Source organism: Micromonospora sp. WMMA2032, from assembly GCF_002688545.1.
Taxonomy (GTDB): domain Bacteria; phylum Actinomycetota; class Actinomycetes; order Mycobacteriales; family Micromonosporaceae; genus Micromonospora; species Micromonospora sediminicola.
This window is the reverse complement of record NZ_CP024052.1, coordinates 3,580,652-3,606,516: the sequence shown is the minus strand read 5'-3', so window position 1 is coordinate 3,606,516 and position 25,865 is coordinate 3,580,652. Positions and strand designations below refer to the sequence as shown.

Here is a 25,865-nt window from a genome sequence, read left to right as displayed (position 1 = left end):
GGGTGAAAGTGGGCCACTCCCTGCCACCCCAGGTGAACCCCCAGGTCGCTAGACTGTGCCCTCGCGCCCTCGTAGCTCAGGGGATAGAGCATCGGTTTCCTAAACCGTGTGTCGCAGGTTCGAATCCTGCCGGGGGCACCAGATCAAAGCCTTGATCGGCGATCACTGTTCCGCTTAGCCGGGGCTTGCGTGCCCGCTGCCGGCCCGATCGCCTCGTAGCCGTGACCCCGGGTGGACGAACCGGAACCGCTCAGCCGACCTTGGAGACGATCTCCACGAGGTTTCCGTCCGGGTCCCGCAGCAGGGCGTTGCGGTTGCCGTTGCCCGAGTCGTGCGGGTCCTGAACCGTCGGTACGCCGGCGGCGGCCAGCCGGGCGAAGGCCTCGTCGACGTCGCGCGTCCACACGACCAGCGCCATGGCGGGCCGTCCCGGCTCGGCGGCGACGCCGTGGGCACGCCGGGCCGCCTCGACGGTGCCGAGCCCGAGCGTGAACCCGTCGAGGCGGAACTCGACGTGCTCCGGGACGCCCTCGGTGGGCGTCCGGAACGTCTCGACGAAGCCGAGCAGGTCGCGGTAGAAGCGGATGCCGGCCTCGATGTCGGAGGTGTAGAGATTGACGAGGGCGCTTTCGAACATGCGTCCGACTCTACCCTCCGGCGAGGCGCTCCAAGTGCCCCACGACGCTCTCGACCGGCGCCGACGCGTCGACCTCGGCGGTGGCGGTGGCCCGCAGCAGGGGCTCGACCTCGGCGAGGTTGCGCAGGATCTCGGCCCGTTCCTCGGCCCGCTTGCCGTACGGGTTGTCGGTGCGGTCGGCGATGCGCGCCAGCAGCACCTCGGCCGGGGCGCTGAGCAGCACGACGTGGTCGAAGCTCGGGTAGAACCGGCCCTGGTTGCTCTTGCACCCGGCGACGAACAGGTGCCCGGCCTGGTGTCCGGTGAGCAGGTCGGCGATCGCGTCCTCCCGCCAGACCCAGTCGGTCGAACCGTCGGCCAGGGTCACCCACCGGCTCCAGCGGTCGGAGTCGGTGTCGACGGTGCGGTGGCCTCGCGCGGCCAGCGTCAGCAGCGCGGTCGACTTGCCGGTGCCGGACATGCCGGTGACGAGAACCTTCGCCATCGCGGGGAGCGTAGGTCAGCCGGGCAGTCGGTAGACCGACACGTGTGAGCGCGACTCGCCGGTGAACTCGGCGCCGGTCCAGTCGGCGTGCCGGCTCTCCAGGGTGAAGCCGGCCAGCTCGCCCATGAGGTCCAGCTCGGACGGCCAGACGTAGCGGTGCGGGGTGCGGAAGATCTGCGCCTCCCGGCCGGAGCCGAACCGGACGTGGTGCGACACCACCCGTTGCCGCAGCACGTCGTAGGTGTCCAGGCCGATGTATCCGTCCTCGGTGTGCCACACGGTCGCCTGCCGGCCCGGGGGGAGCTGACGCAACTCGGGCACCCACAGCTCGATCACGAACCGCCCGCCCGGCCGGAGGTGGCGGGCGGCGTTGCGGAAGCAGGCCACCTGTTCGGCCTGGGTGAGCAGGTTGGCGACGGTGTTGTAGACCAGGTAGACCAGGCTGAACTCGCCGGGCACGGTCGCGGTCGCCATGTCGCCGACCACCACCGGGATCGTGGCCGCGTCGACCTTCGTCCGCAGTCGCTCCACCATGGGTACGGAGAGCTCGATCCCGCTGACCGGCACGCCGCGTTCGGCCAGCGGTACGGCCACCCGGCCGGTGCCGACGGCGAACTCCAGGGCGCGTCCGTCACCGGCGAGCGCGGCGAGGCGGTCCACTGTGGGCCCGAGCACGTCCGGCGCGAACATCCCGCTGCCCGGGGTGTCGTACCGCCGGGCTGCCTCGGCGTCCCAGATCTCCTCCTGGCACATCGATCCAGGATCGACGTCGGCGCCGGCAGCCGTCGACCGGTTTTCAAGTCAGGACGGGTGGTGACCCTGTTACCCTCCGTGAGGAAAGCTGTTCCGCGTGGTGGGTTGTTCAGGAAGGCGCCAGGAGGCATCGGTACCCTGCTAGTCCTGGCCTGCCCGCGACGACATGAGGTATTCGTGAACGATCTTCGAGTGGTGGCGTTCGACCTCGACGACACCCTGGCGATTTCCAAGTCCCAGATCGATCGTCGGATGGCGGATCTGCTCGGCCACCTGCTCACCGAGGTGGACGTCCTGATCATCTCGGGTGGGCGGTTCGAGCAGTTCCAGTCGCAGGTGCTGACCCACCTCGACCTCACCGAGGAGCAGCGCGCCCGCCTGCACCTGATGCCGACCTGCGGCACCCGCTACTACCGCTGGTCGGACGGGGACTGGCGGCAGGTCTACGCCGAGGATCTGACCGAGGCCGACAAGGCCCGGGTCGTCGCGGCGCTGACCGAGTCGGCGCAGGCGCTCGGCCTGTGGGAGGCGAAGACCTGGGGCGACATCATCGAGGACCGGGGCAGCCAGATCACGTTCTCGGCGTTGGGGCAGTCCGCGCCGCCGACCGAGAAGTACGGCTGGGACCCGGACGGCGACAAGAAGAAGCGGCTGCGGGACGCGGTCGCGGCGAAGCTGCCGGACCTGGAGGTCCGTGGTGGCGGCTCGACCTCGATCGACGTCACCCGAAAGGGCGTGGACAAGGCGTACGGCATGCGGAAGCTGCTGGAGTGCCTGGACCTGAAGATCGACAACGTGCTCTTCGTCGGTGACCGGCTCGACGTGGGTGGCAACGACTACCCGGTCAAGGCCATGGGCATCCGCAGTGTCGCCGTCACCCGTTGGGAGGAGACGGCCGACTACGTGGAGAGCCTGGTCGACGACCTGGTGAAGCAGCGCACCGAGCGCGCCTGACCGCCGCCACGGGCGGCCAGGCGCGCCGACCGGTCCTCAGAGCGCGGCGCGGATCGCCTCGGCCAGGGTGGTCGGCTCGCGGCCGAGCAGCTTCGCGAGGTCGTCGCCGACCTCCAGCTCGCCGCGGGCGATCCCCCGGTCGGCGTCGGCGAGCACTGCCGCGTACCCCTCGGGCAGGCCGGCGGCGACCAGCGCCTCGGTGAAGCGGTCCGCCGGCAGGTCGGTGTAGCCGACCGGAACGCCGGTCTGGCGGCTGACCTCGGCGGCCAGTTCGGTGAGGGTGAACGGCGCGCCGCCCAGCTCGTACACCGGGTCGTGGTCGTCGCGGGTGAGCACCACGGCGGCGGCCTCGGCGAGGTCCGCGCGGGTGGCGGCGCTGACCCGCCCGCCGCCCGCCGCGCCGGTCACTGCGTGCTCCCGGTACGCGTCGAGCTGGCCGGTGTAGTTCTCCAGGTACCAGCTGTTGCGCAGGAACACGGACGGCAGGCCCGAGTCGTGCAGGAGCTGCTCGGTGTCCCGGTGTTCGGCGGCGAGCAGCAGGCCGGAGGTGTCGGCGTGGGCGATGCTGGTGTAGACCACCAGCCCGACGCCGGCCTCCCGGGCGGCGGTCACCACGTTGGCGTGCTGCGGTCGGCGACGGCCGACCTCGCTGCCGGAGACGAACATCAGCTTCTGGGCGTCGGCGAAGGCGGCGCGCAGCGAGTCGGGGTCGTCGTAGTCGGCCCGGCGGGTGACGACCCCGTGGCCGGCCAGGTCGGCGAGCCGGTCGGTGTCGCGGCCGACCGCGATGATCTCCCCGGCCGGTACGCCGCGGTCGAGCAGCGCGGTGACGATGAGGCGGCCGAGCTGGCCGGTGGCCCCGGTGACGACGATGGACATGGGCGCGCTCCCTGTTGTTGCGAGTTCAACTTTCCTGTGGCGCAACCCTCGCGGCGTCGAGATCCTTCCCGGTTCCGGAACCGGCGGGCTCTGGCGGGATCGACGGCGATGAGGTAGGAACGGCCAGAGAGCGCTCTCCCCACCATCACCGAACAGGCAGGCAGATGCGATCACCCGACCCCTCCCGCCGCCGTTTCCTCACGCTCACCGCCTCGGCGGCCTCGCTCACCGCCCTCGGCCTCCCGGCCGGCGCCGCCGTCGCGTCCCCGCCGGCACGCCCGAACCGGGAGCCCGACTTCGGCCCCCACGTGCACGTCTTCGACCCGACCACGCCGGCCGCGGAGATCCAGTCCACCCTGGACCGGATCTTCACCGCCCAGGAGCACAACGAGATGGGCTTCGACCGCTACGCCGTGCTGTTCAAGCCCGGCCGCTACGAGGTGGACGCCCGACTCGGCTACTACACGACCGTCGCCGGGCTCGGTGCGCACCCGGACGACGTGGAGATCCACGGCGCGGTCCGGGTGATCGGGCAGCCCGACCCGAACTCACCCGCCGGGATCTCCGCGCTGACCAACTTCTGGCGCTCGGCGGAGAACCTCGCCGTGAGCCCCACCGACTGGTCGAACCAGTGGGCCGTCTCGCAGGCGTCCCCGATGCGCCGGGTGCACATCAAGGGCGTGCTGTGGCTGGAACCCGGCAACGGCGGCTACTCCAGCGGCGGCTACATCGCCGACTCCAGGGTGGACGGCATCACCATCAACGGATCCCAGCAGCAGTGGCTCACCCGGGACAGCGAACTCGGCGGCGACTGGACCAACGGGGTCTGGAACCAGGTCTTCTCCGGTGTGGTCGGCGCGCCGGCGCAGGGTTTCCCCGATCCGCCGTACACCACGCTGCCGACCAGCCCGGTGACCCGGGAGAAGCCGTACCTCTTCGTCGACGGCGCGGGCCGCTGGCGCGTCGCGGTGCCCCGCCTGCGCCAGGACACCGCGGGCACCACCTGGGGTGCCGGCGGCGCGCCGGTGCCCTCGCTGCCGCTGTCCGACTTCTACCTCGCCCGGCCCACCGACTCCGCCCGGCGGATCAACACCGAACTCGCCCGGGGCCGGCACCTGCTGCTCACCCCCGGCGTCTACCACCTGGACCGGGCGCTGCGGGTCCGCCGGCCGAACACCGTCGTGCTCGGCCTCGGCATGCCGAGCCTGGTGCCGACCGGCGGCGACGCGGCGCTGCGGATCGAGGACGTCGACGGGGTCCGGATCGCCGGGGTGCTGGTGGACGCCGGGCCGGTCGAGTCCGAGGTGCTGGTCGAGGTCGGTGGACGGCACTGCCACCGGCCGCACGCCACGAATCCGATCTCGCTCCAGGACGTCTTCTTCCGCATCGGCGGCCCGTACGCCGGGCGCGCGGTGACCAGCCTGGTCGTCAACAGCCGGCACACGCTGATCGACAACATCTGGGCCTGGCGGGGCGACCACGGCCGGCCGGGCACCATCGGTTGGACCGTGAACACCGCCGCCACCGGCGTGGTCGTCAACGGCGACGACGTGACCGCGTACGGGCTCTTCGTGGAGCACTACCAGCGCTGGCAGACGATCTGGAACGGCGAGCGCGGGCGGACCGTGTTCTACCAGAGCGAGCTGCCCTACGACCCGCCGAGCCAGGCGGCCTGGCGCAGCCCCACCGGCAACGGCTGGGCCTCCTACAAGGTGGCCGACCACGTCCGGACGCACGAGGCGTGGGGGCTGGGCGTCTACGCGTACTTCAACCAGGGCGTGGACATCCGCTGCGACCGGGCGATCGAGGCGCCGCGCCGGGCCGGCGTGCGGTTCCACGACGCGATCACCGTGTTCCTGAACGGCAGCGGCGGGATCGAGCGGACGATCAACGAGGCCGGCACCCCGGTGGTCGGCTCCTACGGCACGAGCCCGGTGGTCAGCTACCCCTGACCGTGGCGGACGGCCCGGCCGGCGCGACCGGCCGGGCCGTCCGGCTCACGCGGCAAGCTGGTCGACGCGGGAGAGCACCTGGTCGACGAGGCCGTAGTCGCGGGCCTCCTCGGCGGTGAACCAGCGGTCCCGGTCCCAGTCCCGCTGGATCTCCTCCAGCGTGTGCCCGCTGTGCTCCGCGATCAGCTCCTGCATCGTGCGCTTCACGTGCAGCATGTTCTCGGCCTGGATGGTGATGTCGGCCGCCGTGCCGCCCATCCCGCCGGAGGGCTGGTGCATCATGATCCGCGCGTGCGGCAGCGCGAACCGCTTGCCCGCGGCCCCGGCGCAGAGCAGGAACTGCCCCATCGACCCGGCCATCCCCAGCGCCAGCGTGGCCACGTCGTTGTTGACGTACCGCATGGTGTCGTAGACGGCCATGCCGGCGCTGACCGAGCCGCCCGGCGAGTTGATGTAGAGGAAGATGTCCCGCTCCGGGTCCTCCGCCGCGAGGAGCAGGATCTGCGCGCAGATCTGGTTGGCCGAGGCGTCGGTGACCTCGGTGCCGAGGAAGATGATCCGCTCCTTCAGCAGCCGTTCGAAGACCCGGTCACCGAAGGCCGGCTGCCCCTCGTCCAGCATCCAGATGCCACCACCCATGACCGCCCACCTCCGTGCCGCCGGTGGGCGGGGAACCGCCCGGCGAGCCGGCGGTCTCCAGCGTCCGTCGGGCGCACCTCCGCGGCCCAGGCTTTCTGCCCGGGGCAGATTCGCCCTGGGCAGAAGCTACGCGGCGACCGCGCGCCGTCGGCCGGCGCGGGCCCGCCGCCGGGCCACCGCCGGCGAGGTACGCGGGCGCGGGCGGACGGTCGGGGCGGAGGGGGCCGGCCAGATCCGGATGCCGCCGCCGAACCCGATCGGCGTGGTGGCGTCGAGGGCGGGGCCGACCGGCGTCGGCCCGGGCCGCACGGGGCGCCGCGCGCCACCGAGCAGGGGCGTGGCGGTGACCGGCCGACGGGCGACCGGCGGGCGGAGCGAGACCGTCGGCCGGTGGGCCGCCGAGGTCCGGGGGGACGTGGTGGGCCGGCGGGTGACGGACAGCCGGGGCGGGCCGACCCGCAGGTGCGGGCCGGTGCGGGTGGCCGGCGCGCGGTCGAGGCGGGCCAGCGGGATGGCGGTGCCGACCGGCGTGGGCCGCTCCCGGCGCAGCTCGTCGCGCGCCTCCTCGAGCAGGTCGGCGAGGTGGATCCCGAGCGCCCGGCAGATCGCGGCCAGCACCTCGGAGGACGCCTCCTTGCGGCCCCGCTCGACCTCGGAGAGGTAGGGCAGGGAGACCCCGGCGGCCTGGGCCACCTCGCGCAGCGTGCGGCCCTGACGCAGGCGGATCCGCCGGAGCACCCCGCCGATCACCCGTCGCAGCAACGACATGCCGGCCTCCTCGCGGTCGCCGTTCGCCGACGTCACCCATCATGCCCTGTCCCGGCGGGTCGGACCGGCCCGGTCGACCCCCGTGGGGCCGACCGGGCCGGTTCCGGTCACCGCCAGACGACCGCTCGGCCGTGCCAGCTCGGCGAGACGAAGTTCGCCTGCCCGGCGATGACACCGGCGTCGTTGACGTTGATCGCGACGCTGCTCACCGCACCGTCCGGCAGCGGCAGCAGCTGCGAGCCCGCCGTCGGGGAAGGCCAGATCATCGCCCGGCTGCCGGTGCCGTCGGTGCCGATCACCAGACCCGAGTCGTTCAGCGACTGTGCCGTCGGGGAGGCCGAGCTGGTGGCCAGCCGGCGCATCGTCGTGCCGTCCCAGAAGAACGCGGCGAACTGGCCGTCCGCGGTCCAGCTCGTGCCGACCACCTGACCGAGATCGTTGATGCCGTTCGCGACGCTGGTGGGCCCGCCGAGCGTGCCGAGCGACCGGAGGACGCCGTCGTGCCAGACGAACGCCTGGTTGACGAACGGAGGGTCGGTCCACTCCTTGAAGCCGTAGGTGCCGGTGACCGTGCCGGCCTCGTTGACCGCGGCGGCGCTCGCGCCCGGCGGCGCGTCGATCGTGACCTCGGTGTTCCCGGTCCGGACGAAGGCCCGCCGTCCGGTGAAGCTGTCGGTCACGTGATAGACGCCGACGATCCGGTCCCCGGCGGTGTCGAACGCGATCGAGAAGATGCCGCCGGTCAGGCCGAGGTCCTGGATCTTCCCGTCCACCCAGGCGACGGCGTGGCTGCTGCCGTCGGCGGCCTGGGCGGTGCCGACGATACGACCCCGCTCGTCGATCGCCTGGGCCTGACTGGTGCGGCCGCCGAGCGTGCCCAGGTCCTCGATCCGCCCGTCGACCCACCGCACCGCGTGCCAGTCGCCGTTGGCCAGCTCCGCCGACCCGACCACCACCCCGGCCGAGTTGACGTCGTAGGCCGTGGTGCTCCGGCTGTCGTCCAGCCCCGGCAGCACCTCGGCGGTCCGCTTCGCCGTCGGCATCGGCGCCGGTGTGCTGGGGGCCGGCGTGCCGGACGGCGACGGCGAGGCGGTCGGCGTCGGGCGCGCGGTGGGCGAGGGGGACACCGTCGGCGTGGGCCGCACGGTGGGCGTCGGCGAGGCGGTCGGCCGGGGGGAGACGGTCGGTGACGGGACGGGGGTGGGTTTCGGCCGCGTGGGCCGGGACGTCTCCGGCGGGCGGTCCCCGGGTCGACCCGCCGTCGCGGGTGACGCGCCGGCCAGGGCCGTCCCGAGGACCACGGCCAGCGTGGTCAGTGCCGCACGTGTACGCATCCGACTCCCCCTCGTCACTATCGGTGGGTACGAGTCTTGCCCAGCGGCACGTCGATGAATGTGACGAGATCCTTACCGCTCGTGCGGCGGGGGCCGGTCCCCCGGCCCGGCCGGCCGGTTCGGGGCGTACCCGCTATCTTGAGGGCGTGCAGGCGACGGTGGCGGAGCGGGACCGACGGTGATCCATTTTCCCGCGCAACGGCGGGGGCCGCTGAGCGCGCTGAGTCTGCGCCTGCTCGCCGCCCTGGGGCTGGTCCTCGCCACCGTCTTCGTGGTCTGGCTCGACCGCGACGGCTACCGCGACGTCAACGGGGACGGCCTGACCCTCCTCGACTGCTTCTACTACGTGGTGGTGTCGCTCTCCACCACCGGTTACGGCGACATCGCCCCGTCCAGCCCGTCGGCGCGACTGGTCAACGTCCTGTTCGTCACCCCCGCCCGGGTGCTCTTCCTGATCATCCTGGTCGGCACCACCCTGGAAGTCCTGACCGAGCAGTACCGGACCGGCCGTCGCCTGTCGCGGTGGAGGAGAACCGTGAAGGACCACGTCATCATCTGCGGGTACGGCACCAAGGGCCGCAGCGCGGTCTCCGCGCTGCTGGAGAACGGGGCGGACAAGTCCAAGATCGTGGTGGTCGAGCGGAGCGGCCCGGCCCTGCGGCAGGCCACCTCGAACGGGCTGGTGACGATCGAGGGTTCGGCGACCCGCTCGTCGGTGCTGGAGGAGGCGCACGTCCGCACCGCCAAGTCGGTCATCATCGCGACCGACAGCGACGACGCCTCGGTGCTGGTGGCGCTGACCGTCCGGCAACTGACCGCCGGTCAGGTACGGATCATCGCGGCGGTTCGGGAGGCGGAGAACGCGCCCCTGCTCAAGCAGAGCGGCGCGCACCACGTGATCGTCTCGTCGGCCACCGCCGGCCGGCTGCTCGGCCTCTCCACCTCGGCCCCGCCGCTGATCGACGTGGTGGAGGACCTGCTCACCCCCGGCCAGGGCATGGCGCTGGCGATGCGGTCGGCCGAGCGCGACGAGGTGGGCCGGTCTCCGCGTGAGCTGGAGTCGCTGGTCATCGCGCTGGTCCGCCGGGGCAAGGTGGTCACGCTGAACGACCGCGCGGGCGCGGTGATCGAGACCGGCGACATGCTGGTCCACGTCCGCGACGACCGGCCGCAGGCCACCACCACGGTATGAGCCGGTTGCCGGGCCGGGTCACCGGCTGCGGTCAGCAGGCGTCCGGGCCGTCCGCCGAGACCACCTCGGCGCAGGACGACGACCGGCCCTGGCTGGCCCGTCGCAGCAGCTCGTAGAGCAGGTCCCGCTCGCCCGGCTCCAGCGCGCCGAGCACCTCCTCCTCCGCGCCGGCGAGCGCGCACTCCGCCTCGCGGAGTCGTGTCGTGCCCACCTCGGTCAGGCTGACCACGTGCCGGCGGCGGTCCTCCGGGGACCGGCGCCGTTCGACCAGGTCGTCCGCCTCCAGGTCGTTGAGCAGCCCGACCACGTTCGTGCCGTCGATCTGGAGCGTGGCGGCCAACCCCTGCTGGCTGATGCCGCCCGAGTCGCGCAGCACGGTGAGCGCGACGAGGTGCCGGGGGCGCAGGCCCAGCGGCGCCAGCACCGACTCGGAGCGCAGCCGCATCCGGCGGGCCAGGTGCTGCAGCAGCGGCCCGGAACGGCGCTCCGACTCCTGGGCGGGCACGGCGGACATGTGACCCAGTTTACGCGGCCCACGGAACATCGCCCTGCTATAAATGGTTGGTCCTACACGAACGATCGATGGAGGAGGAACAACCAATGGCACACCTGTTGCACATCGACTCGAGCATCACCGGCGAGCGGTCGGTCAGCCGGCGCCTCACCGCCCGCGCGGCGGCCGCGTGGCGCGCCGCCCACCCCGGCGGCACGGTCACCTACCGCGACCTCGGGCAGAGCCCGGTGCCGCACCTCGACGCCGCCGGCGGCCTCGCCCGGATGGTGCCGCCGGACCAGCACACGCCCGAGCAGCGCGCCTCCTGGCAGCTGACCGAGGAACTGGTGGGGGAGGTGACCCGGGCCGACACGATCCTGCTGGGGCTGCCGCTCTACAACTACGGCGCACCGAGCGTGGTGAAGTCCTGGGTCGACCACCTGATCGCCCCCGGCATCGCGTACGACCCGGCGACCCGGGCCGGGCTGCTCGGCGGTCGCGAGTTCGTGGTCCTGGTCAGCCGGGGCGGCGGCTACGGCGCGGGCAGCCCGAAGGAGGGCTGGGACCACGCCGAGCCGTGGCTTCCGCACGGCATCTCCATGACCGGCCTGGAGCCGCGGTTCATCTCCGCCGAGCTGACCCTGGCCCCGGTCAACCCAGCGATGGCGGAGCTGATCCCGCTGCACGAGCAGAGCCTGGCGGCCGCCGAGCGGGCGGTCGACGAGCTGTGGGTGCCCGCCGCGGCGGCGGCCTGACCGGGTGCCTCCACGCCGAAGGGCGGGCCGTTCCGCGGGGGAACGGCCCGCCCTTCGCGTCGGCGGGTCAGGGACCGGTCAGAGGATGGTCCAGGTGTCGCCGCTGCCGAGCAGCGCGGAGAGCTGCTGCTCCGGGGTCTGGTCGACAGCGGCCCGCGCCGCCGCGACCTGCTCCTGCACCACGCTGTCGTAGGACGGGCGACCGACCGACCGGAACACCCCGATCGGGGTGTTGCGCAGGTCGAGCCCGGGCAGGCGGGACAGCGCGAACGCGTACGCCGGGTCGGCGACCGTGGCGTCGTGCACGACGATCTCCTCGGCCGGGGTGGCCGAGGTCTCCCGGACCTCCAGCCCGAAGCCACCCGGCGGGTGGACGACGCAGAACTGGCCGTCCTTGCCGAACGTGATCGGCTGCCCGTGCTCCAGCCGGATCAGGAAGTCGTCCCGGGTGGCCGGCTCCTTGAGCGGGTCGAACGCGCCGTCGTTGAAGATGTTGCAGTTCTGGTAGATCTCCACGAACGCCGAGCCCTGGTGCTCCGCCGCGGCCCGCAGCACCGACTGGAGGTGCTTACGGTCCGAGTCGATGGTCCGGGCCACGAACGTGGCCTCGGCCCCCAGCGCCAGCGACAGCGGGTTGAACGGGGCGTCCGCCGAGCCGGCCGGGGTCGACTTGGTGATCTTGCCGACCTCGGAGGTGGGCGAGTACTGACCCTTGGTGAGGCCGTAGATCCGGTTGTTGAACAGCAGGATCTTCAGGTTGACGTTGCGCCGCAGCGCGTGGATCAGGTGGTTGCCGCCGATGGAGAGCGCGTCGCCGTCACCGGTGACCACCCAGACCGACAGGTCCGGCCGGGACACCGACAGGCCGGTGGCGATCGCCGGGGCGCGGCCGTGGATCGAGTGCATCCCGTACGTGTTCATGTAGTACGGGAAACGCGACGAGCAGCCGATGCCCGAGACGAAGACGATGTTCTCCCGGGCGATGTTCAGCTCCGGCATGAAGCCCTGCACGGCGGCCAGGATGGCGTAGTCGCCACAACCGGGGCACCAGCGCACCTCCTGGTCGGACTTGAAGTCCTTGGCGGTGAGCTTCAGGGCGACGGGCTCAGACATTCTTCAGGACCTCTTCCAGCATCGTCTCCAGCTCCGCGGCGGTGAACGGCAGGCCGCGGACCTGGTTGTAGCCGATCGCGTCGACCAGGTACTTCGCCCGGATCACGTGGGCGAGCTGGCCGAGGTTCATCTCGGGGACGACCACCCGGTCGTAGGAGCGCAGCACCTCGCCGAGGTTGGCCGGCATCGGGGCCAGGTGGCGCAGGTGCGCCTGGGCCACCGACAGCCCGCGCTGGCGCAGGCCCCGGCAGGCGGCGCCGATCGGCCCGTACGTCGAGCCCCAACCCAGCACCAGCACCCGGGCGTCGCCGTCCGGGTCCTCCACCTCGACGTCGGGCACCGGGATGGTCTCGATCCGGGCCGCCCGGGTGCGCACCATGAAGTCGTGGTTCGCCGGGTCGTACGAGATGTCGCCGGTCTTGTCGGCCTTCTCCAGGCCGCCGATCCGGTGCTCCAGGCCCGGGGTGCCGGGCACCGCCCACGGGCGGGCCAGCGTCTGCGGGTCCCGCAGGTAGGGCAGGAAGCTGGTGCCGTCCTCGCCGTTGGGCTCGGTGGCGAACTCGACCCGCAGGTCGGGCAGGGACTCCACGTCCGGCAGCAGCCACGGCTCGGAGCCGTTGGCCACGTAGTTGTCGGAGAGCAGGATCACCGGGGTGCGGTAGGTGAGCGCGATCCGGGCCGCCTCCAGCGCCGCGTGGAAGCAGTCCGACGGCGACTTCGGCGCGACCACCGCGACCGGTGCCTCACCGTGCCGGCCGTACAGGGCCATGTTCAGGTCGGCCTGCTCGGTCTTGGTGGGCATGCCGGTGGACGGCCCGGCCCGCTGCACGTCGACGATGACCAGCGGCAGCTCCAGCGCCACCGCCAGGGAGATCGTCTCGCTCTTGAGCGCCACGCCCGGCCCGCTGGTGGTGGTGATGCCGAGCGCGCCGCCGTACGACGCGCCCAGCGCCGCGCCGACCGCGGCGATCTCGTCCTCGGCCTGCATGGTGACCACGCCGAACTTCTTGTGCTTGCTCAGCTCGTGCAGGATGTCCGAGGCCGGGGTGATCGGGTAGGCGCCGAGGAACACCGGCAGCCCGGAACGCACCCCGGCGGCCACCAGGCCCAGCGACAGCGCCGCGTTGCCGGTGATGTTGCGGTAGGTGCCCGGCAGCATCTTCGCCGGCTTGACCTCGTACCGGACCGAGAAGTCCTCGGTGGTCTCGCCGAAGTTCCAGCCGGCCCGGAACGCGGCCACGTTCGCCGCCACCAGCTCGGGGCGGGCCGCGAACTTGCGCTCCAGGAACCGCAGCGTCGACTCGTACGGGCGGGAGTACATCCAGCTCAGCAGCCCGAGCGCGAACATGTTCTTGGCCCGCTCGGCGTCCTTCTTGGACACGTCGTGCGCGGCCAGCGCGCCGATCGTCATCGAGGTGAGCGCGACCGGGTGCACCGCGTAGCCGGCGAGCGAGTCGTCGTCCAACGGGCTGGTCGCGTAGCCGACCTTGGCCAGGTTGCGCCGGGTGAACTCGTCGGTGTTGACGATGATGTCCGCCCCGCGCGGCAGGTCGGCCAGGTTCGCCTTCAACGCGGCCGGGTTCATCGCCACCAGCACGTTCGGCGCGTCGCCCGGCGTCAGGATGTCGTAGTCGGCGAAGTGCACCTGGAAGCTCGACACACCCGGCAGCGTGCCGGCGGGGGCGCGGATCTCGGCCGGGAAGTTGGGCAACGTGGAGATGTCGTTGCCCAGCTGCGCCGTCTCCGAGGTGAACCGGTCGCCGGTGAGCTGCATGCCGTCGCCGGAGTCGCCGGCGAACCGGATGACCACCCGGTCCAGTTGACGGATCTGCTTGGTCACGCCCGCACCTCGCTTCGCTGAGCGCCGTCGCCCTCACCGGCGCGGCCCGCTCCGTTTCTCACGTCAGAGCCTACGTCGCCCGGTTAGGGCCACCTTGGTGGAGGTCCGACGTGTGGGACCCGAACGGGCCGGTGTATGCCCCGCTTTGCAGCGTTTAGTACCGGCGGCCGTAATTCAGATCACCGCCGGATTCGTCTCACCGCTCCGCGGTCGACGGCCCGGCCGGGTCCGGCGAGCCGATCTCGCTGCGACGGCGCAGCGAGCGCGTGGCCAGGGCCAGCGCCAGCACGACCAGCAACCCGGACACGGTGATCAGGGCGATCGCGGTGCGCTGCACCGACGACTCGTCGTCGTCGGCCCGGCTCTCCGCGGCCAGCACGCCCTGCGACCCGGTGGGGGTGGGCGCGCCGGCCGCCGGCGTGGCCTGCGCCGCCGCCGCGCTGATCCGGAAGCTCATCTGCACCTGCCGGTCCCGCCCGCTGCGCGGGTCCAGCCGGCCGATCACCGCGCCGGCGAGCGGCGCCATCCGCTGCGCCTCCGGCGAGGCGGTCACCGGCAGCCGCAGGGTGGCGGTCCGGCCCGAGGGCAGGCTGCCCAGCTCGCACCGCGCCCGGTCCGGCGCCAGCGCGGCGCAGCCGGTGTCGCCGGCCCCGACGGTCACCCCGGCCGGCAGCAGCACCTCCACCCGGCCGGTGGCGTCCACCTCGCCGGTGTTGCCGAGCCGGACGGTCAGCGTGCTCGGCGCGCCACTGATGTCGAAGAGCACCTCGTCGGCCCGCAGCGAGATGCCCGGCACGGGGGGCCCGGGCGGGAACAGCACCGCGAAGCCCTCGTCGTCGTACGCCGCCCCGGTGGCGCCGGGCGCGACGGCGGTCACCTGGACCACGCCGCTCAGCGGCATGGCCCGCCAGGCGTCCGCGGCGACGCGTACCCGGATGGTCGCGCTGAACCGCGCGCCCGGCGCGGCGGTCCACCCGCCGCACCGGTGGTTGCCGCCGCCGGCGGGCGCGCAGCCCGGCGTGCCGGCGTCGGTCAGGCCGGCCGGCAGGCTGTAACCGAGGCTGATCTGCTCCGCCCGCCCGCCGGTGTTGGTCACCGTCACCCGCAGCGTGGTCACCGTGCTGTCGGCGTTCCAGTAGTCCGGGGTCAGCACCACGTCGTCGGTGGAGACCTGCACGCCCAGCGGACCGCCGGCCGGCTGGGTCGGCGGCGGAGGCGGGGGCTGGACCGGCGGTACCACGGGTGGCGGCGCCGGCGCGGTGGTGGTGGGCGCCGTGGTGGTCGGCGCCGGCACGACCGGGGCCGTGGTCGGCGGCGTCGGGGCGGTGGTGACCGGTGCCGGCGGCGTGGTGGGCGCCGGGGCCTCCTCGGTCGGGGGTGCGGTGGTCGGCTCCGGCGCGGTGGTGGTCGGATCGTCGGTCGGCGTGGTCGGCTCGGTCGGGTCGCCGCCGGGCTCGCCGCCCGGACCGTCCGGATCACCCGGGTCGCCGGGCGCCGCCGCGTGGACCACGCCGGCCAGCGGGGAGGGGGAGGCCGCGGCCCACCCCGGCGCCACCGCCACGACCGTCGCGGCCGCGGCGAGCAGCGCGGGGGCGAACAGCGCGAGAGTACGGCGGTGCGCGACCCGCCGAGCGGGTCGAACGCGGGGGCGGGTCATCTGTCCTCCGGACGTTTCAGCGAAGTCTCATTATTCGGCGACAGTTGCCATCCGGCACTAGTCCCGTCAGGAAACGAATTCGTAACGTGTCCGGGACGTCTGGACGGGACCGGTACGCTCCGCTCGTGACCGGATATCTCGGCTCGTACGCCACGCTCGGTCTGCTGCTGCTCGCCGCCGTGCTCTTCTTCGTCACGGCGTTCTCGGCCAACCGGGTGTTACGTCCCCGCCGGCCGGCCGAGCCGTGGGGCAAGCGGGCCACCTACGAGTGCGGTCTCGACCCGGTCGGCGGCGACTGGGCCCAGATGCAGATCCGCTACTACGTCTACGCCTACCTCTACGTGCTCTTCGCGGTCGAGGCGGTCTTCCTCTTCCCCTGGGCGCTGGTCTTCGACCGGCCCGGGTTCGGGGCGACCACCGTGGTGGAGATGGGCGTCTTCGTGGCGATCGTGGCGCTCGGGATCCTCTACGCCTGGCGGCGCGGCGTCCTGCGCTGGACCTGACCCTAGGCCAGCCCGCGCCGGGTGGCCGCCGGGGGCCGGTCGCCCCGGATCGAGGCCACCATGTCCAGCACCCGGCGGGTCTGACGCACCTGGTGGGCCCGGAACACCCGGGCGCCCAGCCACGCCGAGACCGCGGTGGCGGCCAACGTCCCCTCCAGCCGCTCGGGCACCGGCAGGTCCAACGTCTCGCCGATGAAGTCCTTGTTCGACAGCGCCACCAGCAGCGGCCACCCGGTGTCGGTCAGCTCGCCCAACCGACGGGTGATCTCCAACGAGTGCCGGGTGTTCTTGCCGAAGTCGTGCGCCGGGTCGATCAGGATGCCGTCCCGCCGCACCCCCAGCCCCACCGCCCGCTCGGCCAGCCCGGTGACCGTGCCGACCACGTCCGCCACCACGTCGTCGAAGGCCGCCCGGTGCGGTCGGGTACGCGGGGCCAACCCGCCGGCGTGCGAGCAGACCAGCCCCGCGCCGGTCGCCGCGGCGACCCGGGCCAGCGCCGGGTCCGCCCCCGACCAGGTGTCGTTGAGCAGGTCCGCGCCGGCCGCGACCGCCTCCACCGCCACCTCGGCCCGCCAGGTGTCGATCGAGATGACCACGTCCGGGAAGGCGGACCGGACCGCGGCGATGGTGTCCACCGTCCGGCGGATCTCCTCGGCTACGTCCACCTCGTCGCCGGGGCCGGCCTTCACCCCGCCGATGTCGATGATCTCCGCACCCTCGGTCACCGCCCGCTCCACCGCGCGCAGCGCGCTGTCCTCGGCGAAGGTGGCGCCCCGGTCGAAGAACGAGTCCGGCGTCCGGTTGACGATCGCCATCACCACCAGCTCGCCGGGAGCGAAGGTCCGCCCACCGAGCCGTAGCGCTCCCGTCATGCCCGCCTCCTCGTCTCCCCGCCCGGGTGGCCGTCGTCGCGGGCCGACCCGACGCTATCCCGTCCGGAGCCCCCGCCCTCCGCTGGTCCCGCCGGCCCGATCCGTGGTCGCCCCGGTCGGGGGAGTGCGGCGTTTCCGAGTCGGAGGTGGCGGAGGGCTCGCCCGATCCCGGCCCGCATGCCACGATCTCTGCATGGGTCAGGTTCTGCTCCTTCTGGTGGTCGCGCTGACCGTCGCGGCGGTGGTGCTCGGGGTGACGGTGCTGGTCTCCGGGCGTGATCCGGGCCTGGTCCCGACCGAGCCGGACGGGCGGGCCGTGCCCCTGCCCGGCACCCGACCGCTCGACGAGTCCGACGTGAGCGAGGTCCGTTTCGACACCGCGCTGCGCGGTTACCGGATGGCCCAGGTCGACGCGGCGATGCGACGGGCCGCGTACGACATCGGCTACAAGTCCGAGCTGATCGGCGTGCTGGAGGCCGAGAACGCGGCGTTGCGGGAGGGGCGCACCGAGGAGGCCGACGCGCTGCGCCGGGCCCGCGAGGAGGCCGCCGCGAGCAGCTCCGAGCCCGCCCCGTCGATCGCCGATCCGACGACCGGCGGGCCGGTGACCATCGACCTCTCGGCGCCCGCGCCGGGATCCGACGTCGAGCCGGAGACGGATGCCGGGGTCGCCCCGGCCGAGGCGGGCGTGGCGGAGGCTCCGGCCGCCGCGGCCGTCGAGGACACCACCTCGCCCGGCGACGGGATCATCACCGGACCGTCCGCCGGGAGCATGCCGGCCGCCGATGCCGACGACCGGGAACGCGGTCCGGTGGTCCGGTCGGAGTCGGCGTGACCGGCGCGGAGGGTTCCGCCGACTTCGCCGAGGCGGCCCGGCGCGGCGCCGCCGAGGTCACCGCGACGGTGATCGTCGACGCGCCGGCCGAGCGGGTCTTCGCGGCGCTGACCGCGTGGGAGCGGCAGTCGGACTGGATCCCGCTCACCACGGTCCGCGTGGTCGAGGGCGACGGCGGCGAGGGCAGCCTGGTCGAGGCGGTCACCGCGCTGGGTCCGGCCGTGCTGCGGGACGAGATGCGGGTGGTGCGGGTCGACGCCCCGTACGAGGTCGGGGTGGTCCACTGCGGCAAGCTGCTGCGTGGCCCGGGGGTCCTGCGCTGCACCCCGATGGACCGGGACCGGACGCAGGTGGTCTGGCACGAGTGGTTCCACCTGCCGGGCGGCGCGGCGGGCCGGGTCGCCTGGCCGGTGCTCTGGCCCGGCTCGAAGTTCAGCCTGACCCAGGCGTTGAAGAAGTTCGCCCGCCTGGTCGAACAGGGCCGCCTGCCCTGAGGCCCACCCCGACCGGCTGAATCAACCTGTCGGGATCGGCGCCCGCGCGCCGGGAGCCTGTCGGTGGGCTGACCTACCGTGTAGGGCGTGACTGACCTGGTGATCGGGGCCGACGGGCTGGCCCGCTGCGCGTGGGGAGCGAGCACCCCCGACTACGCCGTCTACCACGACGACGAGTGGGGGCGGCCGCTGCGCGGCGACGACGCGCTCTACGAGCGGCTCACCCTGGAGGCGTTCCAGTCCGGCCTCTCCTGGCTGACCATCCTGCGCAAGCGCCCGGCGTTCCGGCTCGCCTTCGACGGGTTCCGGATCGAGACGGTGGCCGGCTACGGCGAGGCCGACGTCGCCCGGCTGATGGCGGACGCCGGGATCGTCCGCAACCGGGCCAAGGTCGAGGCGGCGATCGCCAACGCCCGGGCCGCGCTGGAGCTGCCCGAGGGGCTCTCCGCGTTGCTCTGGTCCTACGCGCCGCCGCCCCGGGCCGCGCGACCCGGCTCGTTCGGCGAGGTGCCCGCGATCACCCCGGAGTCGACGGCGATGGCCAAGGCGCTCAAGAAGCGTGGCTTCCGCTTCGTCGGCCCCACCACCGCCTACGCGCTGATGCAGGCGACCGGCATGGTGGACGACCATCTCGCCGACTGTCACGTGAGTGGCGACCGGGCCGGGGTGTGACGCGACGGCGTGATGGGATTGGGGCATGACCGACACCGAGCCGCGTACGAGCGCGACGACCGACGGTGACACCAGGCCGGGCGCCTGGGCGGTGCTGCTGCCCGCCGAGCGCTACGAGGCCGAGCGGCTGGTGCACCACGACGTGCTGGAGCTGACCGGCCTCCCGGCGGGAGCCGCGCCCCGGCCCGGCGACCGGGTGGCGGTGCTGGTCGAGGAGCCGCTGCGCCTGGTGGCGCTCGGCCGGGTGGCCCCGGCCACCGCCACGACCCGCGACGCCCCGGCGAGGCCGGCTTCCGGGCCCCGGATCGCCCCCGCGACGGCCGCCCCCGGGACCCGGGCCGCCGGGACCCCGGCGGACCCGACCGCCGGGGGGAGCTGGGAGGACCCGGACGACCCGCAGTCCGACGCGACGGCGGGGCTCGTGGTGACGTACACCCGGCGGGTGCTGGACGAGCCGGTGCCGGTGGACGGCCCGGCCCCCGACGGCCCGGTGACCGCGCTCGACCCCGCGCGGTGGCGGGCGCTGGCCGACCGGCTCGGCCCGCCGCCGGCGCGGCGCACCTGGCTGGTCAGCCTCGACCTGCCGATCGAGGCGGCCACCCGGGCCGAGGCGGTCCGGATCTTCTGGTCGTACGTGCAGGAGCTGGGCCCACGTGAGCTGCCCGCGTTCGTCTCGCCCTCCGGCGACGAGCTGGCCATGCAGGCGTTCGTGCTCGGCGTGGAGGCCAACCAGGATCCGGAGGAGGACGACTGACCGGCCTCAGCGCCCCTCGAACACCGGCTTCTGCTTGTTGACGAACGCCATGGTGGCGGCGCGATGGTCGGCGGTGCCGCCGCAGATCGCCTGCGCCTGCGCCTCCGCGGCCAGCGCGTCGGCCAGCGTGCCGGCGTCGGCGATGGAGAGCTGGCGCTTGATCGCCCCGTACGCGACGGTCGGCCCGGCCGCGAGCCGCGCGGCCAGTTCCTGCGCGGTCGGCAGCACCTGCTCGTCGTCGTCCACCAGGCGGGTGAGCAGGCCGAGCCGGCACGCGTCCTCGGCGCCGACCGGTTCGGCGAGCATCAGCAGCTCGACCGCCTTGGCGTGGCCGACGAGTCGGGGCAGGGTCCAGGAGGCCCCGGTGTCGGCGGCCAGCCCGACCCCGGCGAACGCCATCAGGAACCGGGTCTTCGGGCCGCCGATCCGGAAGTCGGCGAGGAACGCCAGCGAGGCGCCGGCGCCGGCGGCCATCCCGCGCACCGCGGCGACCACCGGCTTGGGCAGGTTGGCCAGGCGGGCGGCGATCGGGTTGTAGTGCGCCCGGACCGTGCCCAGCGGGTCGGCGTCGGCCGACTCCAGCGTCTGCACGTGCTCCCGCAGGTCCTGCCCGGCGCTGAACGAGCCGCCCGCGCCGGCGAGCACGACCGCCCGGCAGGAACGGTCGGTCTCCAGTTCGGCGAGGGCGTCCCGGAGCGCCTCCTTGAGCGCCACGTCGAGCGAGTTCATCGCCGTCGGGCGGTTCAGCGTCAGGGTGACGACGGCGTCGGTGCGGTCGACGAGCAGCGGCTCGGTCACGTGTCTAACGACCCTTCTGTCGGGCGAGGCGGTTGCTGGCGTCGAGGCACTGCTCGACGTACCGGTCGGCGGCCGGCCGGAGCCGGGCCGCGTGCCGGTCGAAGAACCCGGCCGCGCTGGTGCCCGGCCAGCGCTCGGGGAGCAGCGCCGGGGGCAGCTGCGGGTCCTGGAACAGGAAGGTACGCCACGCGTGCACGAGCCGGAACCGGGCCGCGTACGCGTCCTCGTCGCTGCTGCGCACGGTGACGCCGGAGAGCAGCGGCTTCTGCTCGGCGACGAAGCGTTCGTACGCCCGGCCGATCTCGGACAGGTCCCAGGCCCGGCGGACCACGCCCATGGCGCCGGGCGTGCCGGCGGCGTGCGCGGCGGTGAACCGCTCGTAGCGCACGCCGGCCTCGGCGAGCAGCAGGTCGACGTCCTCGCCAGGGCGGGTGGCCACCCAGGTGCAGTCGTCGAGCGTGCCGTAGCCGAGGAAGCTGAGGTTGGCCGCGAGCCGCTGCCGGTCCCGGCGGGACGCCGGTGCCGTCAGCACCAGGAGGTCGAACCGTCCGTCCCAACTGTGCCGACCGGTCCGGTAGATCCGGGAGGCCGCTTCGTCGAGTCGACGACCCGCCTTCGGGGTGATCGAATATCCCGGTCCGGAGGCCAGCCGGAGCGGTTCCAGCCAGCCCTGACGGACCATCCGGGAGACCGCGGTCCGCACCGCCGGTGGGGCGATGCCGAGGGGTGCGAGCAGCTTGACCAGGGCGGCGACCGGTGCGCGGCCACCCCTGGCGCGGAGGTGGTCGCCGTACAGGTCGAAGAGTGCCGACCGTGCCTGCATGACCGCACATTGTGACAGGCCTATCCAAGATAAGCTAGATGCTGTTACATCAATGCTGCTTCGGTTTGGGTCCGGCGGTGTTCATCAGGGAAAATCGTTGGTCGACGCCTCCGCGACGCTTGCGGGTGGCGATGGCGAAGTGGCTGTGGGGCAACCCACCGACCCTGGTGTAGGTCTGAGGGGAGACAACATGGCGGCGATGAAGCCGCGGACGGGCGACGGTCCGCTGGAAGTCACCAAGGAGGGCCGGGGCATCGTCATGCGGGTCCCGCTGGAGGGTGGTGGCCGGCTCGTCGTCGAGATGACTCCCGACGAGGCCACCGCGCTGGGTGACGCGCTGAAGGCGGCTGCCGGCTGATGCGAGGAGCGGGTCGCGCGGCGTACGCCGCGCGGCCGGTTCGTCCTACCCTGAGCCACCGGCTTGGCCGGTGGCTCAGGGCCTTCATCGGCCAGTGAGCGGCAAACTGTCCCGCTAAGAGCATTTTCGGAGGTACGGTCCAGCGTGCTGGCCATTCGTCTGGTGAGCGGGTCCGTGCGACCCGACTCCCTCGTCCTGCCCGTTCGTCCCGGAGGGCCGGACTCCCCGGCCGTGCTGGTGCCGACCGCCGCCCCGTCCGCCGACGACGTCCGGGCCGAGGCGGGCGCGCTGCTGCCCGCCGCCCGACTCACCGGCGCCGCCGGCGAGGTACGCGAGCACCTGCGCCCCGGCGCCGCCCCGAACCGCCTCTGGCTGCTCGGTGTCGGTGCCGGCGACGAGCAGGACTGGCGGGTCGCCGGGGCCGCGCTGGCCCGCGCCGCCAAGGATGAGACGCAGATCACCATCGCGCTTCCCGACGACGCCGGGACGGCGCTGCGCGGGCTCGCCGAGGGCCTGCTGCTCGGCTCCTACCGCTACCGCCTCACCGAGGCCGGGGCGCGGCCGTCCCTGGCCGGGGTGGACCTGCTGGTGACCGACCCGCAGGCGCACGCCGACACGCTGGCCGCGGCCCGGACCACCGCCGAGATGACCGTGCTGGCCCGGGACCTGACCAACACCCCCTCGTCGACGAAGCACCCCGAGTGGTTCGCCGACCAGGTGGCCGCCGCCGCGGCCGACCGGTCCGACCTGCACCTGCGCGTGCGTGAACCGCGGGAGCTGGCGGCCGAGGGCTTCGGCGGGCTCCTCGCCGTCGGCGGCGGCTCCGCCCGCGGCCCGCGCCTGGTCGAGCTGGACTGGCGCCCGGCCGGCGCGCGTACCCACGTGGTGCTGGTCGGCAAGGGCATCACGTTCGACACCGGCGGCATCTCGATCAAGCCGGTGCCCGCCATGAAGCTGATGCGCAAGGACATGGCCGGCGCCGCCGCCGTGGTCGCCGCGACGCTCGGCGCCGCCGCGCTGGGCCTGCCGGTACGGGTCACCACGCTGGCGCCGCTCGCCGAGAACATGGTCAGCGGCTCGGCGTTCCGCCCCGGCGACATCATCCGACACTACGGCGGCCTGACCAGCGAGAGCACCAACTCCGACGCCGAGGGCCGGCTGGTGCTGGCCGACGCCATGGCGTACGCGGTGCGGGAGCTGAAGCCCGACCTGCTGGTCGACCTCGCGACCCTGACCGGGGCGAACGCGGTGGCGCTGGGCAAGCGGCACGCCGCGCTCTACAGCGAGAACGACGACCTGGCCGCGGGCCTGCTGGCCGCGATCTCGGCGGCCGGGGAGCGGGCCTGGCGGATGCCGCTCGCCGACGACTACGTGGAATACCTGGCCAGCGACATCGCCGACCTGCACAGCTCCCCGGCGCGGGGCGCGGGCTCGGTGGTGGCCGCGCTGTTCCTCCGCGAGTTCACCGGCGACCTGCGGGACCGCTGGGCGCACCTGGACATGTCCGCCCCCTCGTGGTCCGACGACGTGCACGGCGAACTGGTCAAGGGCGCGACCGGCTGGGGCGTACGCGGGCTGCTGCGCTGGCTGGGGACGCTGGGCTGACCGGCGGCGGGTCAGCTCCGCACGGCGGCGAGCAGGCCGTGGCCGACCGGCAGCAGCGCCGGCACCCAGTGCTCGGACTCGCGGATCGCCTTGACGGTCTCCCGCACGGTGACCGTCTCCACGTCCCGGGCGGCCGGGTCGCCGATCCGGCCGCCGGCCAGGGCGCCGTTGAGCGCGAGCACGCCGCCGGGCCGCAGCAGCCGCAGCGCCGCGTCCACGTACGCCGCGAAGCCGGTCCCCGCGGCGTCGGCGAAGACCAGGTCGTAGGCGCCGTCGGCGAGGCGGGGCAGCACGTCGAGCGCCCGGCCGGTGATGATCCGGGTACGTCCCGACGGGAAACCCGCCTCCTGGAACAGCCGGCGGGCGAGGCGCTGGTACTCGACCTCCACGTCGATCGTGGTGAGCACGCCGTCGGGGCGCATGCCGCGCAGCAGCCAGACACCGCTGACCCCGGTGCCGGTGCCGATCTCGACCACCGCCCGGGCGTTGCCGGCGGCGGCGAGCAGTCGCAGCGCGGCGCCGGCGCCGGGCGTCACCGCCTCGACGCCCACCTCGCGGGCGAGCGCCCGGGCGGTGCGCAGCACGAGGTCCTCGGTGACGTACGACTCGGCGAACTGCTGCGCCTGGGCCGTCGAACTGCCGTGACCGGCGACCGTGGCGATGGGACACCTCCGGGGGCGGGCTGGTGCGAGGGGTCGGTTGGCACTGTGAGCGTAGAGGCGACCCGGTACGGGCGCAGCCGCGAGTCGGCGGTGGGACGATCACGGGCGGCAACCCCTGACTCCACGCGGGGCATCCGTGCAATCCTGGAGGTGTCCCGCGCGTCACGGTCGTCCGGCTCCGCCGGCGCCCGGCACGGGGCGTGCGGGACGGAGTGGGAGGCACGGACGTGACCGACGGCTGGGACTGGCGCCAGCCCGGCGGAGCGCCGGCACCGGCGGGAGGGCCGGGGCCCGGGCAGCCACCGCAGGGCGCCGCGGGTGGGACGACGTCGCCCTGGTGGTCCGACGCGCTGGCCGACCCGTGGCGGGATCCGTACGCGCCGGCGGCCGTGGTGGTCCCGGCCGCCGCGCCGGACGGGGCGGGTGAGCCGGAGCCGGTCACCGACCCGGACCTGCCGACCCGGCCGGGGCTGCGCCAGGTGGTGCTGATCTCCTTGATCACCGCGCTGCTGGCCGGCTCGCTGGGCAGTGCGCTGACCTACGCCCTGATGCGCGGCGGCGACGTGCCCACCCTGGGCGCGCAGGCCGGGCAGGCCCCGGCGCTGGCCCAGCGCAAGCCCGAGTCGCTCGCCGGGGTCGCCGAGCGGGTGCTGCCCAGCGTGGTCACCATCCGGGTGGCCAGTCTCGGCGGCATCAGCGAGGGCTCCGGCTTCGTGGTGAGCACCGACGGGCACATCGTCACCAACGACCACGTGGTCGCCGACGGGCCCGGCAAGGCCACGGTGATCTTCAACGACGGCAGCACCACCCCGGCGACGGTCGTCGGACAGGACCCGGAGTCGGACATCGCGGTGGTCAAGGTGACCCGCAGCGGGTTGACCCCGGTGCAGTTCGGCGACTCCGACGCGCTCGCCGTGGGCGACCCGGTGCTCGCCATGGGCTCGCCGCTGTCGCTGGCCAACACGGTCACCGCCGGCATCGTCAGCGCGCTGGACCGCACCATGCAGGCCGGTGAGCCGGGCGGGCCGACCCGCTACTACGCGGCCATCCAGACCGATGCCGCGGTCAACCACGGCAACTCCGGCGGCCCGCTGGTGGACGGCGGCGGCCGGGTGGTCGGCGTGAACTCGACGATCAAGTCGTTGGTGGCGGACGGGCAGGAGGCCGGCAACATCGGCCTCGCCTTCGCCATCCCGATCAACCAGGCGAAACGGGTCACCGAGGACATCATCGGCACCGGCAAGGCCCGGCGTACGGTGATCGGCGCCCAGGTCGGCGGCACCGGCGCCACCGGTGGCGGCGTACGCCTCAACGCGGTCGAGCCGGCCGGCCCGGCGGCGGCGGCCGGGATGCGCACCGGGGACGTGGTGCTCCGGCTGAACGGGCATCCGATGACCGATCCGACGGACCTGGTGGCGCTGGTGCGCAAGTACGCGCCGGGTTCGGTGGTGACGGTGGAGTACCGGCGTGGGTCGTCGCGGCAGAACGCGTCGGTGACGCTCGCCGCCGACGCGAAGTGAGGAGGGGTCACCCCCTCCCCGTCGGCCACCTCACGTGCGTAGTCTTGCCCTGGACACGGACGAGGAGGCCGCGGTGTTCGAGAACCTGAACTGGTGGGAGATCGGCGTCCTGCTGCTCCTGGCGCTGTTGATCTTCGGGGACAAGCTGCCCAACGTGATCAACGACGGCCTCCGGATGGTCCGCAACCTCCGCAACATGGCGCGGAACGCCACCGGCGACCTGAGCCGCGAGCTGGGCACCGACATCCAGCTCGAGGATCTGCACCCCAAGGCGTTCATCCGCAAGCACCTGCTCAGCGAGGAGGACGAGCAGGCGCTCCGGAAGCCGCTGCAGAGCATGTACGACAACCTGCGCTCCGACGTCACCGGCGTGCACGACGAGCTGAAGGACGTCGCGAGCGCCGCCGACCTGCGCAACCCGGGTCCCCGCCCCGCCGTCGCGACGCCGGCCGCCCCCACCCCGCCGGCCCCGCGCCCCTCGTACGACGACGCCACCTGACCCATCCCGTCCCGGCGACC

The 25,865-nt window shown here is 73.6% G+C and carries 28 protein-coding genes and 1 tRNA gene; 14 read left to right on the top strand and 15 right to left on the bottom strand.

Translation table 11 applies throughout. The features are described 5' to 3' along the window. The first annotated feature begins 65 nt into the window (after positions 1–65). Positions 66–141 (top strand) — tRNA-Arg (locus CO540_RS16375). A 109-nt stretch (positions 142–250) separates the two neighbouring features. Here CO540_RS16375 and CO540_RS16370 read toward each other — a convergent pair. The 3 genes from CO540_RS16370 to CO540_RS16360 are packed head-to-tail and all read right to left on the bottom strand — an operon-like array spanning position 251 to position 1,874. Then, positions 251–637, bottom strand: a complete 387-nt coding sequence (locus tag CO540_RS16370; protein ID WP_099162715.1) for a VOC family protein — start codon at positions 635–637, stop codon at positions 251–253. Positions 638–647: 10 nt separating this feature from the next. Then, entirely contained in the window at positions 648–1,121 is a 474-nt protein-coding gene (locus tag CO540_RS16365; RefSeq protein WP_099162714.1) for an AAA family ATPase, read from the bottom strand. A 15-nt stretch (positions 1,122–1,136) separates the two neighbouring features. Continuing rightward, positions 1,137–1,874, bottom strand: a complete 738-nt coding sequence (locus tag CO540_RS16360) for a bifunctional 2-polyprenyl-6-hydroxyphenol methylase/3-demethylubiquinol 3-O-methyltransferase UbiG (protein ID WP_099162713.1) — start codon at positions 1,872–1,874, stop codon at positions 1,137–1,139. 177 nt (positions 1,875–2,051) lie between these two features. Between CO540_RS16360 and CO540_RS16355 the strand changes: the two genes are divergently transcribed. Next, a complete protein-coding gene (locus CO540_RS16355; RefSeq protein ID WP_099162712.1) occupies positions 2,052–2,828 on the top strand; it encodes an HAD-IIB family hydrolase in 777 nt (258 codons plus the stop codon). A gap of 36 nt (positions 2,829–2,864) precedes the next feature. Here the strand turns inward: CO540_RS16355 and CO540_RS16350 are convergent, their stop codons facing one another. Further along, on the bottom strand, positions 2,865–3,707 hold the full coding sequence (locus tag CO540_RS16350) for an SDR family oxidoreductase (protein WP_099162711.1): 843 nt from the start codon (positions 3,705–3,707) through the stop codon (positions 2,865–2,867). A 164-nt stretch (positions 3,708–3,871) separates the two neighbouring features. Between CO540_RS16350 and CO540_RS16345 the strand changes: the two genes are divergently transcribed. Further along, positions 3,872–5,659 (top strand): adenylyl cyclase, encoded by a 1,788-nt coding sequence (locus tag CO540_RS16345; protein WP_099162710.1) that lies wholly within the window; start codon positions 3,872–3,874, stop codon positions 5,657–5,659. Between the two features lie 45 nt (positions 5,660–5,704). Here CO540_RS16345 and CO540_RS16340 read toward each other — a convergent pair whose 3' ends face one another. The 3 genes from CO540_RS16340 to CO540_RS16330 form a co-directional block, all read right to left on the bottom strand. Further along, a complete protein-coding gene (locus tag CO540_RS16340) occupies positions 5,705–6,298 on the bottom strand; it encodes an ATP-dependent Clp protease proteolytic subunit (RefSeq protein WP_091582790.1) in 594 nt (197 codons plus the stop codon). Positions 6,299–6,424: 126 nt separating this feature from the next. Then, the gene (locus CO540_RS16335) at positions 6,425–7,066 is read right to left on the bottom strand and encodes a helix-turn-helix domain-containing protein (RefSeq protein ID WP_099164790.1); all 642 of its coding nucleotides are present in this window, start codon (positions 7,064–7,066) and stop codon (positions 6,425–6,427) included. Positions 7,067–7,173: 107 nt separating this feature from the next. Continuing rightward, positions 7,174–8,109 carry a hypothetical protein gene (locus tag CO540_RS16330; protein ID WP_099162709.1) on the bottom strand — a complete coding sequence of 312 codons (936 nt, stop codon included), beginning with the start codon at positions 8,107–8,109 and terminating at the stop codon, positions 7,174–7,176. Positions 8,110–8,578: 469 nt separating this feature from the next. On the opposite strand from CO540_RS16330, the gene CO540_RS16320 reads away from it, so the two are divergent. Then, positions 8,579–9,592: a TrkA family potassium uptake protein gene (locus tag CO540_RS16320; RefSeq protein WP_099162707.1), complete on the top strand. Its 1,014-nt coding sequence runs from the start codon at positions 8,579–8,581 to the stop codon at positions 9,590–9,592. Positions 9,593–9,623: 31 nt separating this feature from the next. On the opposite strand, the gene CO540_RS16315 is transcribed toward CO540_RS16320, so the two are convergent. Beyond that, positions 9,624–10,106: a MarR family winged helix-turn-helix transcriptional regulator gene (locus tag CO540_RS16315; RefSeq protein WP_245666909.1), complete on the bottom strand. Its 483-nt coding sequence runs from the start codon at positions 10,104–10,106 to the stop codon at positions 9,624–9,626. A gap of 86 nt (positions 10,107–10,192) precedes the next feature. Here CO540_RS16315 and CO540_RS16310 point away from each other — a divergent pair, with 86 nt between their 5' ends. Next, positions 10,193–10,840, top strand: a complete 648-nt coding sequence (locus CO540_RS16310; RefSeq protein ID WP_099162706.1) for an FMN-dependent NADH-azoreductase — start codon at positions 10,193–10,195, stop codon at positions 10,838–10,840. Positions 10,841–10,918: 78 nt separating this feature from the next. Here CO540_RS16310 and CO540_RS16305 read toward each other — a convergent pair whose 3' ends face one another. The 3 genes from CO540_RS16305 to CO540_RS16295 form a co-directional block, all read right to left on the bottom strand. Next, a complete protein-coding gene (locus CO540_RS16305; RefSeq protein WP_099162705.1) occupies positions 10,919–11,953 on the bottom strand; it encodes a 2-oxoacid:ferredoxin oxidoreductase subunit beta in 1,035 nt (344 codons plus the stop codon). Beyond that, on the bottom strand, positions 11,946–13,793 hold the full coding sequence (locus CO540_RS16300; RefSeq protein ID WP_091582764.1) for a 2-oxoacid:acceptor oxidoreductase subunit alpha: 1,848 nt from the start codon (positions 13,791–13,793) through the stop codon (positions 11,946–11,948). Before CO540_RS16300 ends, CO540_RS16305 begins: the two co-directional genes overlap by 8 nt. A 196-nt stretch (positions 13,794–13,989) precedes the next feature. Beyond that, positions 13,990–15,450, bottom strand: a complete 1,461-nt coding sequence (locus CO540_RS16295; RefSeq protein WP_099162704.1) for a hypothetical protein — start codon at positions 15,448–15,450, stop codon at positions 13,990–13,992. A gap of 125 nt (positions 15,451–15,575) precedes the next feature. On the opposite strand from CO540_RS16295, the gene CO540_RS16290 reads away from it, so the two are divergent. After that, positions 15,576–15,953 carry an NADH-quinone oxidoreductase subunit A gene (locus CO540_RS16290; RefSeq protein ID WP_098743819.1) on the top strand — a complete coding sequence of 126 codons (378 nt, stop codon included), beginning with the start codon at positions 15,576–15,578 and terminating at the stop codon, positions 15,951–15,953. Between the two features lie 2 nt (positions 15,954–15,955). Here the strand turns inward: CO540_RS16290 and folP are convergent, their stop codons facing one another. Further along, entirely contained in the window at positions 15,956–16,825 is an 870-nt protein-coding gene (folP, locus tag CO540_RS16285) for a dihydropteroate synthase (protein ID WP_091582757.1), read from the bottom strand. A 193-nt stretch (positions 16,826–17,018) separates the two neighbouring features. Here folP and CO540_RS16280 point away from each other — a divergent pair, with 193 nt between their 5' ends. The 4 genes from CO540_RS16280 to CO540_RS16265 all read left to right on the top strand — a co-directional run bounded on the left by CO540_RS16280 (position 17,019) and on the right by CO540_RS16265 (position 19,580). After that, positions 17,019–17,660, top strand: coding sequence for a DivIVA domain-containing protein (locus tag CO540_RS16280; protein ID WP_099162703.1), 642 nt, complete (start codon positions 17,019–17,021; stop codon positions 17,658–17,660). Beyond that, on the top strand, positions 17,657–18,154 hold the full coding sequence (locus CO540_RS16275; RefSeq protein ID WP_099162702.1) for an SRPBCC family protein: 498 nt from the start codon (positions 17,657–17,659) through the stop codon (positions 18,152–18,154). Before CO540_RS16280 ends, CO540_RS16275 begins: the two co-directional genes overlap by 4 nt. Positions 18,155–18,241: 87 nt before the next feature. Further along, positions 18,242–18,826 carry a DNA-3-methyladenine glycosylase I gene (locus CO540_RS16270; RefSeq protein ID WP_091582747.1) on the top strand — a complete coding sequence of 195 codons (585 nt, stop codon included), beginning with the start codon at positions 18,242–18,244 and terminating at the stop codon, positions 18,824–18,826. A 25-nt stretch (positions 18,827–18,851) separates the two neighbouring features. Then, positions 18,852–19,580, top strand: coding sequence for a hypothetical protein (locus CO540_RS16265; protein WP_099162701.1), 729 nt, complete (start codon positions 18,852–18,854; stop codon positions 19,578–19,580). Positions 19,581–19,586: 6 nt separating this feature from the next. Here the strand turns inward: CO540_RS16265 and CO540_RS16260 are convergent, their stop codons facing one another. Together CO540_RS16260 and CO540_RS16255 are read right to left on the bottom strand one after the other, a co-directional pair. Continuing rightward, entirely contained in the window at positions 19,587–20,378 is a 792-nt protein-coding gene (locus CO540_RS16260; RefSeq protein ID WP_091582740.1) for an enoyl-CoA hydratase/isomerase family protein, read from the bottom strand. 4 nt (positions 20,379–20,382) lie between these two features. After that, entirely contained in the window at positions 20,383–21,201 is an 819-nt protein-coding gene (locus CO540_RS16255; protein WP_099162700.1) for a PaaX family transcriptional regulator C-terminal domain-containing protein, read from the bottom strand. Positions 21,202–21,391: 190 nt separating this feature from the next. On the opposite strand from CO540_RS16255, the gene CO540_RS16250 reads away from it, so the two are divergent. Further along, the gene (locus CO540_RS16250) at positions 21,392–21,559 is read left to right on the top strand and encodes a DUF3117 domain-containing protein (RefSeq protein ID WP_013283866.1); all 168 of its coding nucleotides are present in this window, start codon (positions 21,392–21,394) and stop codon (positions 21,557–21,559) included. A gap of 144 nt (positions 21,560–21,703) precedes the next feature. Then, a complete protein-coding gene (locus tag CO540_RS16245) occupies positions 21,704–23,164 on the top strand; it encodes a M17 family metallopeptidase (protein WP_099162699.1) in 1,461 nt (486 codons plus the stop codon). A gap of 11 nt (positions 23,165–23,175) precedes the next feature. On the opposite strand, the gene CO540_RS16240 is transcribed toward CO540_RS16245, so the two are convergent. Beyond that, the gene (locus CO540_RS16240) at positions 23,176–23,826 is read right to left on the bottom strand and encodes an O-methyltransferase (RefSeq protein WP_256386054.1); all 651 of its coding nucleotides are present in this window, start codon (positions 23,824–23,826) and stop codon (positions 23,176–23,178) included. Between the two features lie 212 nt (positions 23,827–24,038). On the opposite strand from CO540_RS16240, the gene CO540_RS16235 reads away from it, so the two are divergent. Then, on the top strand, positions 24,039–25,346 hold the full coding sequence (locus tag CO540_RS16235) for a S1C family serine protease (protein ID WP_172967862.1): 1,308 nt from the start codon (positions 24,039–24,041) through the stop codon (positions 25,344–25,346). A gap of 73 nt (positions 25,347–25,419) precedes the next feature. Further along, the gene (locus tag CO540_RS16230) at positions 25,420–25,845 is read left to right on the top strand and encodes a preprotein translocase subunit TatB (protein WP_099162696.1); all 426 of its coding nucleotides are present in this window, start codon (positions 25,420–25,422) and stop codon (positions 25,843–25,845) included. Positions 25,846–25,865: the final 20 nt, after the last annotated feature.